Here is a 15,234-nt window from a genome sequence, read left to right on the forward strand (position 1 = left end):
AATCCGACCAGTTTACTTAGGATTAACCCTATGAAGCGTACCCTCCTTGCCGTGACCGCCCTGCTGCTCGCCGGCACCAGCCTCGCACAGACCAGGACCCTGACCGTCTACTCCGGACGCGCCAAGACCTTCGTGGACCCGGTCGTGCAGCAGTTCGAACGCCAGACCGGCATCAGGGTCAACGTCCGCTACGGCACCGACGCCCAGCTCGTCGCCGCTATCCGCGAGGAAGGCAGCAAGAGCCCCGCCGACGTGTACTGGGGCAACTCGGTCGGCGCGCTCGGCGAACTGGCCGAGGAAGGCAAATTCACCAAGCTGGGCACCGCGCTGACCCGCAACGTCAGCAGCGACTACCTGCCCGACGACCGCTCCTGGCTGCCCACCACCGTCCGCTTCCGTACCCTGGCGTACCATACCGGCAAGATCAAGCCTGAAACCCTGCCTGATTCCATCCTGGACCTGCCCAAGATGACCAGCCTCAAGGGCCGCATCGGCTGGACCGTCAGTTACCCCAGTTTCCAGGACTTCCTGGCCGCCATGATCAGCCGGTACGGCGAGGCCACCACCCGCCAGTGGATCGAGGGCATGAAGGCCCTGCAACCCAGGGATTACAAGACCAGCAACGTGGGCATGCTCGAAGCCATGCGCGCCGGTGAGATCGACGTGGCCCTCACCAACCACTACTACATTCAGCGCGTGAACCGACTGAGCTACCCCATCGACACCTACTTCTTCAAGAACGGCGACATCGGCAACCTGGGCAACGCCACGGGCGCCGCCATCCTGAAGACCAGCAAGAACAGTGCCAGCGCAGCCCGCTTCCTGAGCGCACTGGTCGCCAAGGACGCCCAGACGTTTTTCCTGAGCGTGAACTTCGAGTACCCGGTCACCGGGAACATCCTGCAACCCACGACCATGCTGCCCTACAGCGACGTGAGCAAACGCAGCCCCCGAATTGACCCCACGGCGCTGCCCAAGAACATCGACAAGGCCCAGAAACTGCTGCGCGACGCGGGCCTGCTCTGATCTTCCAGTCCTGATCTCCCATTCCCAATTTCCCATTGCCAATCTCCCAGCCGAGATGACGGCCCCGACCGCCGCCCCGACCCACAGGGGGCGGCGCTCAGCGTTGAGGCTTCCGGGCGTGGGAACCGCCGGGACGCCCGCCCTAATCCTGACCAAATTGGTCTGATATCGTGATCCGGCTGCGCGGCCCTGCCCGCCTGCCTACCTGCCATGAATGCACGCCGACCCCACCTCCTGTTGCTGCTCCCGGCCCTGCTGGCCGTGCTGGGCGTCTTGCTGCCGCTGGCTTACTTGGCCCTGCGTGCCCTGGGGGCCGAGGGCAGCGAACTGCGCGAGATCGTGTTCCGTGCCCGCAACCTGGAACTGCTGGCCAACACGCTGCTGCTCACGCTGGGCGTCCTGGCGGGCACCACCCTGATCGCTCTGCCACTGGCGTACCTGGCCGCGCGCACCACCCTGCGCCCGCGCCGCCTGCTGATGCTGCTGGGCGTGCTGCCGCTGGCCATTCCCGGGTACGTGGGCGCGTACGCCCTGATCGCCGCGAGTGGCGCGGGCGGCACCATCGACGCCCTGACCGGCATCCGCTGGCCCGGCCCGGGCGGGTACTGGGGCGCGCTGGGCGTCCTGACGCTGTTCACGTTCCCGTACCTGTTCCTGAACCTGCACGCGGCGCTGCGCGCCCAGGACCCCGCCCTGGAGGACGCCGCTCGCCTGCTGGGCCGCACGCCGTGGCAGACCTTCCGCGAGGTCACGCTGCCGTACCTGCGCCCCGCGTGGCTGTCCGGCGCGCTGCTGATCGCCCTGCACGTGCTGGGGGATTTTAGCGTGGTCAGCCTGATGCGCTTTCCCACCTTCAGCGCCGCCATCTACCAGCAGTACACCGCCGCGTACGACCGGGTGTACTCGGCGTGGCTGGCGCTGGCGCTGCTGCTCGTTACGGCCGCCGCGCTGCTGCTCGAAGCGCGGCTAATGCGAGGCGTGCGTCTGTCACGCGTGTCCCCCGGCGGAACCCGCCCGCCCCGCACCGTCTCGCTGGGCCGCGCCGCGCCGCTGGCCTGGGCGTTCCTGGGCGTGCTGGCCGGCGCGGCCCTGATCGTGCCGCTGGGCACCATCGGGTACTGGTTGCGGCTGGAAACCAATCCGTTCGCCTGGAGCGGCCTGTGGGAAGCCTTCAGGAGCGCGCTGGGAGCCGCCGCCATCGCCGCCGTCACCACTACCGCCCTGGCGTTCCCGCTGGCGTACATCGGCAGCCGCCACAGCGGCCCGCTGGCCCGGCTGACCGAACGGGCCGCGTACCTGGGGTACGCCACGCCGCCCCTGGCGTTCGCGCTGGCGCTGGTGTTCTTCACGCTGCGGGTCGTGCCGTCCCTGTACCAGACGTTCACGCTGCTGATCGCCGCGTACACCCTGCACTTTCTGGCCGAGGCGGTCGGCCCGGTCCGCACCAGCCTCCAGACGGCCACGCCCCGCCTGGAGGAAGCCGGGCGGCTGCTGGGCCTGAGCGCCGCGCAGACGCTGCGGCGCGTGACCATCCCGCTCGTCCGGCCGGGCCTGCTGGTCAGCGCGGCGTTCGTGTTCCTCAGCGTGCTCAAGGAACTGCCGCTCACGCTGCTGCTCTCACCCATCGGTTTCGAGACGCTGTCGCGCAACGTCTGGGCGTACACCGAGGAGGCGCAGTATGCCTCGGCCGCGCCCTACGCGCTGGCGCTGGCCCTCAGCGGCGCGCTGCTGACCCTGCTGATCCTGCGCCGCGAGGACCGCCGCGCGCCGCGCGCTTCCCGCCCGCCTGTTTCTACCCCACCGCCTGCCCCCATCCCACCGGTCCCCACCCAGACGGATTCCGCTCCACTGCGCCACAGTCGGGAAGACACCGCCTGCGGCTCCATACCGCGAAACCCGTCTGCTGTTCCTACTCGCGTCCGCTCGGATTGATTCGCAACTGCACCGAATCAATCGGAATCCGCACCAGAAAGGCCCCGCATGACCCACACACGCTCCCACAGACCCGCCCGGACGGCCGGGCCCGCCACCGATCCCCTCACCCGCCCGGCCACCCTGGAACTGGAGGGCGTGTGCAAACGCTACGCGCCGGGCCTGCCGCCCGTGGTGGACGACCTGAACCTCCAGGTGCACAGCGGCGAACTGCTGACCCTGCTCGGCCCCAGTGGCTGCGGTAAGACCACCACCCTGCGCCTGATCGCCGGCCTGGAACGCCCGGACAGCGGCGAGATCCGCATCGACGGGCGCAGCGTCACCGCGCCCTTCGCGCCCCCCGAACGGCGCGGCGTGGGGCTGGTCTTTCAGGATTACGCGCTGTTCCCGCACCTGACCGTGCTGGGAAACGTGCTGTTCGGCCTGCGGCACCTGCCGCGCCACGACCGCCTGCCCCGCGCCCGCCAGACCCTGTCCCTGGTGGGCCTGACCGTCTTCGAAACGCGCCGCCCGGACCAGCTGAGCGGCGGGCAGCAGCAGCGCGTCGCCCTGGCCCGCGCGCTCGCGCCCCGCCCGAGCCTGCTGCTGCTGGACGAACCCTTCAGTAACCTAGACGCGCAACTGCGCCACTCGACCCGCCAGGAGGTGCGGGCCATCCTGCGCCGCGCCGGCACGACCGCCATTCTGGTCACGCACGACCAGGAGGAAGCGCTGGCGTTCAGCGACCGGCTGGTCGTCATGCGCGGCGGCCGCGTCGAGCAGAGCGGCCCCCCGCACGAGGTGTACGCCCGGCCCGGCACGGCGTTCGTGGCGAACTTCCTGGGCCGCAGCAACCTGCTGGGAGGCACGGCCGACCGCTTCATGGCCCGCACGGCGCTGGGCGTCCTGCCGCTCTCCGAGGCGGCCAGCGGCCCGGTGCTCGTCAGCGTCCGCCCGGAGCACCTCACCTTCACGGACGACCCGCAGGGCACGCCCGTCACCATCGTCGCCCGTGAATTCAAGGGCCACGATGTCACGTACACCGTCCGCCTCGACAACAACCAGGAACTGCTGGTGCACGTTCCCGGCGATACCGTCCGCCCCGAAGGCAGCGCGGCCCGCGTGAGCGTCACGCACCCCGCCCGCGCCGTTCCGTCATCCGGCTGACTCCGGGGGCTGCGTGCGGCCCGGCCCCGGTGCGGGGCGCCTCCCCCCAGAATCCATAAAGGCACGGTCAGCCAGCACCGGCCGCGCGCCCCATACACTGTGTCCCGGGCCACCCGCAACGTCGCCTGCCGCATGGACCGGCAGCCGGGGGGCGGCCATGAAAAGGAGACACGAGCCTGTATGGACTGGAAAAATCTTCCCGGTAGTGGAGGCGGCGTCGAGGACCGGCGCGGCAGGGGCGGTATGCCCGGCGGCGGCATTGCCGTCGGGGGTGTCGGCGGCCTGATCATCGCCCTGATCGCCCTGTTCTTTGGGATCGACCCCGGCGCGATCCTGGGCGGCGACACGGGCAGCACGCAGACCCAGAGTCAGTCGCAGTCGGCGCAGCCACAGACAGACGACGAGGCGTACCAGTTCGTGGACAACATCCTGGGCAGCACCAACCAGGTATGGGGCGGTATCTTCCAGCAGGCTGGACGTACGTACACCAAACCCCGCCTGATCCTGTACACCCAGGGCACCCAGAGCGGCTGCGGAGCTGCCAGTTCAGCGGTCGGTCCCTTCTACTGCCCGGCCGATCAGAAGATCTACCTGGATACGAGTTTCTTCACGCAGATGGACCGGCAACTTGGCGGCGGCGGCGACTTCGCGTACTCGTACGTGATTGCCCACGAGGTCGGCCACCACGTGCAGAACGAACTCGGGATCGCCGATCAGGTCGAGCGCAAGCAGCGCAGCGCCCGCACCGAGGCAGAAGCGAACAGCTATAGCGTGCGCCTGGAACTCCAGGCCGACTGCTTCGCTGGCGTGTGGGCCAACAAGGTTCAGGGCCAGGCGAAACTGAGCCAGCAGGACATCAGCGAGGCCATCAACACCGCGCAGGCCATCGGTGACGACAACCTTCAGCGTCAGGCGGGCAGGCGTGTGGTGCCGGACTCGTTCACGCACGGCAGCGCCCAGCAGCGCATCAACTGGTTCACCAGGGGCTTCAAGAGCGGCGATGCCAACGGCTGCGACACCTTCGCCGTGAACTACAACCAGCTGTAAATCATATGGATTTTGATTGATTCGGTGCAGTCCCGGATCAGTCCGAGCGGATGCGAGTGGGAACAAGATACGGATTGGGTGGTAGGAAGCCGCAGTCCGTCTCAGTCCGGAAATCCGGCCAGCGAGTGGGCCGGGGTGCGTGACGCGAGTCACGGCGCCCCGGCCCGAACTGCGCTTTCCTGACAGGTATGAATGGCGCGGCAACCCCAACCGACTGGCAGGTGGCCGGGATTCCCGTTCTTGTGAAACGCAGCGCCAGACGCCGCACCGTGGCCCTGCAGGTAAAACCCGGCGAGGTCACGCTGTACGCCCCCGCCCGCGTGCCGGACACCAAACTGCTGGAGATTCTGAATGCCCGGCGCGACTGGGTGGCCGGGCACCTCGCGCAGTACGCCCGCACGATTCCGTCTGCACCGCCGCCACTGGCGGACGGCCAGCCGCTCGCGTTCCTGGGCGACGCCCTGACCCTGCGCCTCGTGCAGGGCGTGACCCACCCGGAGCGCAGGGGTGACACCCTGAACCTCCCAGCCCACGACCCGGAGTCTGCCCTGGAGGCCTGGACGCGCCACGCCCTGCGCGAACCGTACGGCGCCCTGGTGGCCGGGTACGCCGCCAGCCTGAGTGCGCAGGACCGGCTGCGGCGCGTGCTGGTTGCTGGGGCGCGGGGCCGCTGGGGCAGCTGCACCTCGGACGGCGACATCCGACTGCACTGGCGCCTGAGCCGCGCGCCGCTGCCGGTGTTGCACTACGTCGCGCTGCACGAGGCCGCGCACCTGCTCGAACTGAACCACTCGCCGCGCTACTGGGTTCACGTGGCCCGCGTGATGCCCGACTGGCAGACCCAACGCGCGTGGCTGCGGCAGCACGGGCACACGCTCTGAGCGGCAGCCCTAGGGGTCAGGAATCCACTGCGGACTCCTGACCCTTCAGGCTGCAACGGGTTTACAGCGCGGGCATGGGCGACGGTGTCGGCAGGCCCGGCGTATCCGGGTTGTCTGTCGGGGTGGGTTCCGGCATCCCCGGCGTGTCCGGGTTCACGGGCGGGTCGCTGATCTCGCCGATGTCGCCGCGTCCGGGCATCTGCTCGGGCAGCGGAGCGGGCGTGCCAGTGGGTTCGGTCGCGGGAGCGGGCGGACGGTCATACGGTCCAGTCATGGTGCACCTCCTGGGCATGGATGGGCCAGTCTGGCGCGTCCCGGTGGGCGGCAGTGCACAGCGGCATGAAGCGCCCTTCATGCCCATCCACACCAGCCGGACGGGCCGCAGCAAGCACGGCATACCGGAGCATGCCCCTGCACTGCCCGGTCGCTGAGCGCCCAGCCCGGCCCGCTGGCCTAAAGGGAAGCGCAGGATCACCGTAATCGGCACGACCGGCAGCGGCGAGACCATACCGAATGAGCCGCAGTCCGTATGCTGTTCCCACTCGCATCCGCTCGGATTGATTCAGAAGTGCACCGAATCAATCGGAATCCGTATCAGTCGGGCTGTTCCATGCGGTACTCGGCCAGCAGGGGCCGGTGGTCACTGAGCGCCCAGGGTAACACCTGAGTCCGTGTGGGCCTCAGGCCCCGGCCCATCAGGTGATCGATGCGCACGTGCAGCGACGGAAAGGTCCAGCCCGGCCCACGCCCGGCGAGGTCATGCGCGTCCGGCCCGAACGCGGCGCGCAGGTCGCGGTACACCTGCCCGCGCGGCGGGGTGTTCAGGTCGCCGCCCAGCAGCACCCGCCCCGGCGCCGTCTGCGCGACGGCCCGCAGCACCTGTACCTGCCCGGCGCGGGCGTCCCGCGTGCGCCGCACCCGCGCCAGATCACCCGTCAGGACCGAACTGACCTGCACGGTCCCCAGGTGCGCGTTCACGACCGTCAGCGGCTCACCCCGCCACTTCAGGCGCGTGACCAGCAGTTTGCGGTGATTGCCCGGCAGGGCTTCCGAGCGGCTGCCCAGCAGCGGCAGGCGCGTCAGGGTCATGACCTCCCCGGCCTCCGCGACCGCGTACCCCGGCAGGGCGCGCAGGAACGCCATCCGGAAGTCCGGCTGCACGAACCGCGATTCCTGAAGCAGCAGCACGTCCGCATTCAGGGCCCGCAGGCGGCCTGCCAGTCTGTCCGGCGTGGTGCGCGCCCCGCCCAGCACGTTGAACGTCACGACCCTCAGCGTTGGCCCGGTTCCCGTTGCGTCGGCCCGCCAGTGCAGCAATCCCGCACCCCAGACGGCCAGAAACACCGCCGCCAGCGCCGGGCGCCGCCCCTGGCCCCGCCACAGCGCCCACGCCAGGGCCGGGAGGGTCGCCAGCACCCACAGCAGCGGGGGCGCGTACGCCAGCAGCAGCGTGGGCAGCGTGCGTTCGGCTGGCCACTCACCCAGCGCCCAGGTCAGGCACACCATCAGCAGCGTCATCCAGGCGAACCTCATGGAGCGCAGTCTGCCGCAACGGACAGGGCAAGCCGTCCATCTAAAGCAGGCCACCCAGAGCCAGCGACCCAGAGCCAGCGACCCAGAGCCAGACACCCAGAGCCAGACCCCCAGAGAAGGGGGGAGAGGCGGCCTCGCCCCCCCCTCCCGATGGGCTGGCGGTACTGTCCTTATCGGTCCTTATCGGTCCTTATCGGTACTGGGCCGCCAGGTCGCGGGCTTCCTCACGCGCGGCGAGTTCCTGGCGCTGCACCAGGGCGACTGCGTCGGTCAGGGCGTCCTTCAGGTCACCGAGGCCCACGTTCCGCAGCGCGCTGACGGGAATGCCGCCGTCCGTGCGGTCGATCTGGCGTTCCAGCGCTTCCGGGTCGGCGGCGTCGGCCTTGTTCAGCGCGACCACGGTCGGCAGGTCCCGGAAGCCCAGGTCTTCCAGAATGCGGTTCACGGCGTCCAGGCGGGTGTCCGCGCCGGGGCTGGCGGCGTCCACCACGTGCAGCAGCACGTCCGCGTCCCCGATTTCCTCCAGGGTGGACCGGAAGGCGCGCGTGAGGTCCTTGGGCAGGTCGCGGATAAATCCCACGGTGTCGGTCAGGACGACCGATCCGATGCCTTCCAGGTAGCCCTGGCGGCTGGTGGGGCGCAGTGTGGCGAACAGTTTGTTCTCGGCCAGCACGCGCCGGGGTTCCTCGGCGGCGTGCGTGAAGGCGTTCAGCAGGGTGCTCTTGCCCGCGTTGGTGTACCCCACGATGCTGATCACGGGTACGGCGTTGCGTTCGCGGGTCTTGCGGCGTTCCTCGCGGCGCTGCGCGACTCCTTCGAGCTGCTTTTCCAGGAAGGACAGGCGGTCGTTGATGCGGCGGCGGTCCAGCTCCAGTTTCGTCTCGCCGGGGCCGCGCGTGCCAATGGCGCCGCCAGCCGCGCTGCCGCCGCCCCCGCCGATGCGGGACAGGGCCGCGCCCGCGCCCAGCAAGCGGGGTTTCATGTAGCGCAGCTGCGCGAGTTCCACCTGTAGGCGCGATTCCACGCCCTGCGCGTGCAGCGCGAAGATATCCAGGATCAGCTGCGTGCGGTCGATGATCTTCAGCCCCGTGGCGGCCTCGATTTCGCGCGCCTGGGCCGGGCCGAGCTCCTGCCCGAAGATCAGCAGGTCCGCATCCAGGTGATAGGCGCGGCTGGTGAGTTCTTCCAGCTTGCCCGCTCCGACCAGGGTGCCGGCCTTGAGGTTCTTGCGGTACACGAGTTCCCGGTGAACGACCTCGGCGCCGGCGGTGCGGGCCAGTTCGGCCAGTTCATCCAGGCGTTCCTCGGCGTCGAATTCCCCCTGGTCGATCTGCACCAGAAGGGCGCGCTCGTGATCCTTCTTCGACTCGCGGGTGCGGGCAGCGCGGGCAATTTCTTCCTCCAGCGCCTGCACCTGTGCGCCCAGGTCGAACCCGTCGATCTGGAAGGCCGGGACGGGCGGAAGGATGCGCCAGTCTTCTTCCTCGCCGACCGTGCCGGGGGGCGTCAGGTGCGCGGTGTGCACCAGTCCCGGCTGGCCCTCGCCCCGCACCTCGACGGCCGTCACGGCGTCCAGGCGGCGCAGGAACAGCGTGGACAGGTCGCCCTTACTCAGCCCGCCGCCGCGCGGGTGGGTGTGCAGCAGGTGAAAGCCGCTCAGGCGGTTCTCGCCCATGCGCAGGTCCGGGAATTCGGCGCCCTTGGCGTCGGCCACGCTGACGCTGATCACGCGGCCGCGCCGGTCGATCAGGACGCTCACCTCACGGCGGAGGTCGTTCGACAGTTCCGCGAGATTCCGCGCCAGTTCCGGCGAGCCCACGCGGCCCGGATCGACCCGGCGGCGGTACAGGTTTCCCAGGGACTTCAGCTGTGCGGGCCTCAGGCCCGAGGTGTTGCCGTGCACTTTATCTATCTTCGGTCACTTCCTTGTGTGGTCCGGGCGGGCGCCGGGCCGGCGTCCACTGGACGGGAGAGAGGTGCTGGTCGAGAGGAGACCGCACGTTCAGGCCACCCGGACAGCGTCCGCGTGACGGGAGGGCGTGCGTTCCGGCAGTGACCCCAGTTTACGGCAGGGGGTCAGGGCGGAACGTGTGCGTTGACTGCAAGGTCTTGATCATCGTGCCCCCACGGTAGGAGAGGGCGCGGCCGGAATGCATCCGCCACCTGACGTACCATCGCTGTGATGCCTCACCGTGAACTCCTGCGTGACACCCTGCGTGAAGTGCTGTACGGTCCCGGCGGTCTGCGCGGCCTGTTCAGTGGGCCCGGTGAGGGCCTGCTGCACGCCGCGCACGCCTTCACGGCCGCTCAGGCGCGTGCGCCGCACTCCGGTCAGCCCAGCGTGGCGGCGCGCGTGATGATCCTGCGCCACGCCCTGCAACTGACGGCCGACACCCTGACCGACCCGCACGCGCTGCTGGGTGACCCCACTGACCCTTCCACCTGGGTCCCCGACGACGCCGCGTGGCGCGCAGAGCTCGTGGCGCTGGCGGGCGCGGGGCAGGCGCTGTACGACGCCCTGTACCGGCCCCTGAACGCCGCGGCGCTGCGTGAGGCCCACGGCGTGGTCGTGCAGGCGGCGCGCGAGGCGGCCGTGCTGCGCTTCATCCGGGAGACCCTGCCGGCCGGGTCGCGGAGCTGAACAGCGAGCGCCGGACCTCTCTGAAGGAGAGTATCCGGCGCTCGTGCTTGGCGAAGAGGGTGGGATTCGAACCCACGGTACAGTTGCCCGTACTTCAGTTTTCGAGACTGACCCATTCAACCACTCTGGCACCTCTCCGCACCTGTGATGATCGCCTGAACGGGCGTCCGGGAGTGTAGCACAGCCGCCGGGCCGCGCACCAGCCCCACCTCCAGCCTTGCAGCCGCGCCGACACCCTTGCGCGCAGGGGGGCGCGCAGCGTATGCTGCCAAGGTTGAAAACTGCCCCGGCTTCCGGGTTGCACCAGGGGGGTTTTTCGGCACGCCACCCCGCCTTTGTCCCAGCCGCACCTGCTTCCGTCTCTGCGGATACCAGCAGGGGGGCCGCGCGACTCAGGAACCGGCGGTGAGTGATCACCTCCAGACAGATCCCGCAACCCAGCGCCGCCCCGTACGCGTGGGCGGACCCGCCCTCCCGCAAGCACCTGCTTAAGAACCTAGGAGTGATTCACCCTGCCTACCACCCAGCAACTGCTCCGTAAGGGTCGCAAGACGATCCAGAAAAAGAGCAAGGTCCCTGCCCTGAAAGGCAGCCCCTTCCGCCGCGGCGTGTGCACGGTCGTCAAGACCACCACCCCCAAGAAGCCGAACTCGGCGCTGCGTAAGATCGCCCGCGTGCGCCTGTCGAGCGCCTTCGAAGTCACCGCGTACATCCCCGGTGAAGGCCACAACCTGCAGGAGCACAGCGTCGTGCTGATCCGCGGCGGCCGTGTCAAGGACCTTCCCGGTGTGCGCTACCACATCGTGCGCGGAAGCCTCGACACCCAGGGCGTCAAGGACCGCAACAAGAGCCGCTCCAAGTACGGCACCAAGAAGCCCAAGGCCGGCGCCGCCGCCGCTGCGGGCGCGAAGAAGAAGTAAGCACGCCCGACCCGGCCGCCCGCAGCGGTGGCCCGCGTCCGCGTGACCTTCGCCGTGAACCGGTCTTCCCACGCGGGAACGCCAGTGAAGCAAGCTATTCGCGCCTGAGCGCGCAATCCCCGAACGGTCAACAGTGGACCGGACAGGGCCAAAGGGAGTCAACATGGCACGTCGCCGCCAAGCAGAAGTGCGCGTCATTCAGCCGGACCTGGTCTACCAGGACGTGCTGGTGAGCGCGACCATCAACCGCATCATGCAGGACGGCAAGAAGAACCTTGCCAGCCGCATCTTCTACGGAGCCATGAAGCTCGTGCAGGAACGCACCGGCCAGGAATCCCTGAAGATCTTCAAGCAGGCCTTTGACAACGTCAAACCCCGCGTCGAAGTGCGGAGCCGCCGCGTGGGCGGCAGCACCTACCAGGTGCCCGTCGAGGTCAGTGTCCGCCGTCAGCAGAGCCTCACGCTGCGCTGGATGATGGCCGCCGTCGAGAGCCGCCCCGAGCGCACCGCCATCGAGCGCCTGGCCGGTGAAATCATGGACGCCGCGCAGGGCCGTGGCGGCGCCATCAAGAAGAAAGACGACATCGAGCGCATGGCGGAAGCCAACCGCGCTTACGCGCACTACCGCTGGTAATCTCACCGCAGGTCCCCCCGGTGTGGGGGGGCTGAAGGGAGCGAGACGGACGGCGGCCCGCCCGCCGTCCGTCTCGCATGAGGCTCAGGCCCCGGCCACGACCCTCGCGCCGAACGCAACACCTCACGCCGAATCCATGCCGAGCTGACGGTGACGAGACACGTCACCCGACAGAATCAGGGAGTCTTATGACCACCAAAGCCCAGAGCTATCTGACCCACTTCCGCAACATCGGGATTGCCGCGCACATCGACGCCGGTAAGACCACCACCACCGAGCGCATCCTGTACTACACCGGACGCACCCACAACATCGGCGAAGTGCACGACGGCGCCGCCACCATGGACTGGATGGAGCAGGAGCGGGAGCGCGGCATCACCATCACGGCCGCCGCCACCACCGCCAAGTGGAAGCACTCGGCAACCGGCGAAGAGTACACCGTGAACATCATCGACACGCCCGGCCACGTGGACTTCACCATTGAAGTCGAACGCAGCATGCGCGTGCTCGACGGTGCCGTCGCCGTGTTCGACTCCAGTCAGGGCGTCGAGCCGCAGAGCGAGACCGTGTGGCGTCAGGCCGACCGTTACGGCGTGCCCCGCATCGCGTTCAGCAACAAGATGGACAAGACCGGCGCCAGCTTCGAACTGGTGCTGAACGACATCAAAGAGCGCCTCGGTGCCGTCGCCGCGCCCATCCAGTACCCCATGGGTGCCGAGAACGAGTTCAAGGGCATCATCGACATCGTGCGTCAGCGCGCCCACTTCTACACCAACGACCTGGGTACCGACATCGAGGAAACCGACATCCCGGCCGAGTACGCCGCTAAGGTCGTCGAGATCCGCGCGCAGCTGATCGAAGCGGCCGCTGAAGTCGACGAAGACCTGATGATGAAGTACCTCGAAGGCGAGGAACCCACCGTCGAGGAACTCGTGGCCGCCATCCGCAAGGGCACCATCGAGAAGCGCATCTTCCCCGTGCTGTGCGGAAGCGCGCTGAAGAACAAGGGCGTGCAGCTTCTGCTCGACGCCGTCGTCGATTACCTGCCCAGCCCGCTGGAAGTCCCGGCGATCAAGGGCAAGATCGAGGACAGCGAAGAAACCATGGAGTTCCCCGCGGACCCCGATGGCAAACTGGCCGCGCTGGCCTTCAAGATCATGGCCGACCCCTACGTGGGCCGCCTGACCTTCGTGCGCATCTACTCCGGCACCCTGCAGTCCGGCAGCTACGTGTACAACGCGACCAAAGAGAAGCGTGAACGCGTGGGCCGCCTGCTGCGCATGCACGCCAACAGCCGCGAGGAAGTCACTGAGCTCAAGGCCGGGGAACTCGGCGCCGTGATCGGCCTGAAAGACGCCGGCACCGGTAACACCCTGATCGGCGACGGCGACGATAAGGTCCTGCTCGAAAGCATCGACGTGCCCGAGCCCGTCATCAAGCTCGCCATCGAGCCCAAGACGAAAGCCGACCAGGAAAAAATGGGCATTGGCCTGCAGAAACTGGCCGAAGAGGACCCCACCTTCCGCGTGGAGTCCGACCAGGAAAGCGGCCAGACCACCATCGCCGGCATGGGCGAACTGCACCTGGAAATCCTGGTGGACCGCCTGCGCCGCGAGTACAAGGTCGACGCGAACGTCGGCGCGCCCCAGGTCGCCTACCGCGAGACGATCACCAAGCAGGTCGAGGTGGACAGCAAGTTTGCCCGTCAGTCCGGTGGTCGCGGCCAGTACGGTCACGTGAAACTGCGCGTGGAACCCCTGGAACCCGGCGCTGGCTTCATCTTCGAGAACGCCGTCGTCGGCGGCACCGTGCCCAAGGAGTACATCGGGCCAGCCCAGAAGGGTGTTGAAGAAGCCATGCAGAGCGGCCCCATGCTGGGCTTCCCCGTGGTTGACGTGAAAGTCACCATCTACGACGGCAGCTACCACGAAGTGGACTCCTCGGAAATGGCCTTCAAGATCGCCGGCTCCATGGGCCTCAAGGAAGCCGTCCAGAAGGGCAGCCCCGCCATCCTGGAACCCGTCATGCGCGTCGAGGTCACGGTGCCCGACGACTTCATGGGTGACATCATCGGCGACCTGAACAGCCGCCGCGGCCAGATCCAGGGCATGGAAGCCCGCGGGAACGCGCAGATCGTCAAGGCCTTCGTGCCCCTGAGCGAGATGTTCGGGTACGCCACCGACATGCGCTCCAAGACCCAGGGCCGCGCCAGCTACAGCATGTTCTTCGACCACTACACCCAGGTGCCGAACAACATCGCCCAGGCGCTTATCAAGAAGTAACCCCGGGCGGTGCCCGCGTCCCAGCGGCCGGCGGGTGGAGGCCGGGTACAGGCAGCCGCAGGACCGAAGTTGACAGGAGGGGGCAGGCTCGAAAGGGTCTGCCCCCTCCCGTCCGTCAGGGCGCCTGCCGCAAGAGCGGGCGGTCAGCGCGAGGCGTTACTCTGAGAGGTGATGACTGTGCCTCCTGACTCCCGGCCTCCTGATTCCCAGCCGCCTGACTCCCGGCCTCCTGGATCTCAGCCTACTGATGCCCAGACCGACAAGTCCCTGCCGCGCCCGCCCCGGCTGTCCTTCATCACAGTGCCGTTACTGATTGCGCTGTTCTACAACGGCATCTCACTGCTGACCTTGCCCTTTGCGGCGCCCGCCGTGAACGAAATGCTGGACATGCTGAGCCAGGGGGGAACCGCGGTGCGCCTGGACGAGGCTCAGATCTGGCAGGTGCTGTGGATTTCGTTCGGGTTGACGGCCGCGCTGATCCTGTGGCTCTACTTCACGCGCCGCGCAGTGCTGGAAGGCCGCGCCTGGGGCCGGGTATCGACCATCGTGATTGCGGTCCTGAGTCTGCTGGCCCTGCCTTTTGGTCCCATTCTGGGCATCATCATGCTGATCGGCGCGTTCGACCGGCAGGTGCAGGCCTACACCATTCGCTAGACGCTGATACGGGTTCGGTCTGTTGCGTTCGCAACCCCCCGGTCCGGGTTGTTCATTTCAGGAACGGCGTCCGCTCCACTCGTCCTGCTCGGATAAAAGGGTTGGTGCTCACTCTGCCAGCGGAGTGCGGATGAGGTGTGCGGCATTCAGGCTGCGTGGCAGTCAGGGGGGGAGGGAAGTGCGGTAGCACTTTCTCTCGTTTGGCCTGCCACTTGAACTCAGGCCGGAAAACCTGTACCCTGATTCTTCGGTGCGCCGTGTTATTCACGGGTCCAGTTGCGGGGCCACCCCCACAGCCGAGGAACGGAATGATTCCGGCGCAGCGTGCCAGCTTGGCGGGACACTGCCCTGGCGAGATTCAACCCAATGTGGGTCACGCCACCAGAACCCTGCGGAATGCGCGGGGGGAACCCGATCAAAGGGCCGGTTTTGCGTGTGTCCACCTCTTGGAGGGAGTAAGAACATGGCTAAGGGAACGTTTGAACGCACCAAGCCCCACGTGAACGTGGGCACCATCGGTCACGTCGACCACGGCAAG

General features: G+C 68.1%; 13 protein-coding genes and 1 tRNA gene. 10 read left to right on the forward strand and 4 right to left on the reverse strand.

All coding sequences use genetic code 11. From position 1 onward, the window contains the following. The first annotated feature begins 30 nt into the window (after positions 1-30). The 5 genes from QZ271_RS08340 to QZ271_RS08360 all read left to right on the forward strand — a co-directional run bounded on the left by QZ271_RS08340 (position 31) and on the right by QZ271_RS08360 (position 6,032). Positions 31-1,026, forward strand: a complete 996-nt coding sequence (locus QZ271_RS08340) for an extracellular solute-binding protein (RefSeq protein WP_291430414.1) — start codon at positions 31-33, stop codon at positions 1,024-1,026. Between the two features lie 210 nt (positions 1,027-1,236). Further along, entirely contained in the window at positions 1,237-2,958 is a 1,722-nt protein-coding gene (locus tag QZ271_RS08345) for an iron ABC transporter permease (RefSeq protein WP_291430416.1), read from the forward strand. A gap of 48 nt (positions 2,959-3,006) precedes the next feature. Beyond that, positions 3,007-4,104: an ABC transporter ATP-binding protein gene (locus QZ271_RS08350; RefSeq protein WP_291430418.1), complete on the forward strand. Its 1,098-nt coding sequence runs from the start codon at positions 3,007-3,009 to the stop codon at positions 4,102-4,104. A 180-nt stretch (positions 4,105-4,284) separates the two neighbouring features. Then, positions 4,285-5,151: a neutral zinc metallopeptidase gene (locus QZ271_RS08355; RefSeq protein WP_291430420.1), complete on the forward strand. Its 867-nt coding sequence runs from the start codon at positions 4,285-4,287 to the stop codon at positions 5,149-5,151. Between the two features lie 188 nt (positions 5,152-5,339). Next, on the forward strand, positions 5,340-6,032 hold the full coding sequence (locus tag QZ271_RS08360; protein WP_291430422.1) for a M48 family metallopeptidase: 693 nt from the start codon (positions 5,340-5,342) through the stop codon (positions 6,030-6,032). 61 nt (positions 6,033-6,093) lie between these two features. Here the strand turns inward: QZ271_RS08360 and QZ271_RS08365 are convergent, their stop codons facing one another. The 3 genes from QZ271_RS08365 to hflX form a co-directional block, all read right to left on the reverse strand. After that, positions 6,094-6,306 (reverse strand): hypothetical protein, encoded by a 213-nt coding sequence (locus QZ271_RS08365; RefSeq protein WP_291430424.1) that lies wholly within the window; start codon positions 6,304-6,306, stop codon positions 6,094-6,096. Positions 6,307-6,626: 320 nt separating this feature from the next. Beyond that, positions 6,627-7,565: an endonuclease/exonuclease/phosphatase family protein gene (locus QZ271_RS08370; RefSeq protein WP_291430425.1), complete on the reverse strand. Its 939-nt coding sequence runs from the start codon at positions 7,563-7,565 to the stop codon at positions 6,627-6,629. Between the two features lie 190 nt (positions 7,566-7,755). Beyond that, positions 7,756-9,468, reverse strand: a complete 1,713-nt coding sequence (hflX, locus tag QZ271_RS08375) for a GTPase HflX (protein ID WP_291430427.1) — start codon at positions 9,466-9,468, stop codon at positions 7,756-7,758. Positions 9,469-9,747: 279 nt separating this feature from the next. Between hflX and QZ271_RS08380 the strand changes: the two genes are divergently transcribed. Next, entirely contained in the window at positions 9,748-10,206 is a 459-nt protein-coding gene (locus QZ271_RS08380; RefSeq protein WP_291430430.1) for a hypothetical protein, read from the forward strand. A gap of 48 nt (positions 10,207-10,254) precedes the next feature. Here QZ271_RS08380 and QZ271_RS08385 read toward each other — a convergent pair. Continuing rightward, a tRNA-Ser gene (locus QZ271_RS08385) sits at positions 10,255-10,344 on the reverse strand. Positions 10,345-10,718: 374 nt separating this feature from the next. Here QZ271_RS08385 and rpsL point away from each other — a divergent pair. The 4 genes from rpsL to QZ271_RS08405 all read left to right on the forward strand — a co-directional run bounded on the left by rpsL (position 10,719) and on the right by QZ271_RS08405 (position 14,696). Continuing rightward, positions 10,719-11,126, forward strand: coding sequence for a 30S ribosomal protein S12 (gene rpsL / locus QZ271_RS08390; protein ID WP_291430438.1), 408 nt, complete (start codon positions 10,719-10,721; stop codon positions 11,124-11,126). 163 nt (positions 11,127-11,289) lie between these two features. Then, positions 11,290-11,760: a 30S ribosomal protein S7 gene (gene rpsG / locus QZ271_RS08395; RefSeq protein ID WP_291430432.1), complete on the forward strand. Its 471-nt coding sequence runs from the start codon at positions 11,290-11,292 to the stop codon at positions 11,758-11,760. Positions 11,761-11,948: 188 nt separating this feature from the next. After that, positions 11,949-14,042, forward strand: a complete 2,094-nt coding sequence (gene fusA, locus QZ271_RS08400) for an elongation factor G (protein WP_291430434.1) — start codon at positions 11,949-11,951, stop codon at positions 14,040-14,042. Positions 14,043-14,342: 300 nt separating this feature from the next. Continuing rightward, positions 14,343-14,696, forward strand: a complete 354-nt coding sequence (locus QZ271_RS08405; protein ID WP_291430436.1) for a hypothetical protein — start codon at positions 14,343-14,345, stop codon at positions 14,694-14,696. Positions 14,697-15,234: the final 538 nt, after the last annotated feature.

It is taken from the genome of Deinococcus sp. (genome assembly GCF_018260555.1).
Taxonomy (GTDB): Bacteria; Deinococcota; Deinococci; order Deinococcales; family Deinococcaceae; genus Deinococcus.